This window comes from Stenotrophomonas sp. SrG, from assembly GCF_050031795.1.
Lineage (GTDB): Bacteria > Pseudomonadota > Gammaproteobacteria > Xanthomonadales > Xanthomonadaceae > Stenotrophomonas > Stenotrophomonas rhizophila_A.
Map to the genome: position 1 here is coordinate 1 of NZ_JBNBBE010001499.1, position 233 is coordinate 233.

The 233-nt window shown below is 68.7% G+C and carries 1 protein-coding gene; it reads left to right on the plus strand.

The genetic code is table 11. The features are described from left to right. Nucleotides 1-233, plus strand: a 233-nt coding sequence (locus ACQG3P_RS24370) for a vitamin B12 dependent-methionine synthase activation domain-containing protein (RefSeq protein ID WP_426806490.1), incomplete at both ends; no start/stop codon positions are given.

Sequence of the window (233 nt, forward strand, 5' to 3'; positions counted from 1 at the left end):
TGGACCCCGTTTTTCCAGGCCTGGGAACTGGCCGGCAAGTCCCCGGCCATCCTCACCGACGCGATCGTGGGCACCCAGGCCAGCGAGCTGTACCGCGATGCGCGCGCGATGCTCAAGCGCATCGTCGACGCGCGTTGGCTGACCGCCAAGGCGGTGTTCGGACTGTGGCCGGCCACCAGCGTGGGCGACGATGTGCACCTGACCACCGAGGATGGCCCGGCCGTACTGCACTT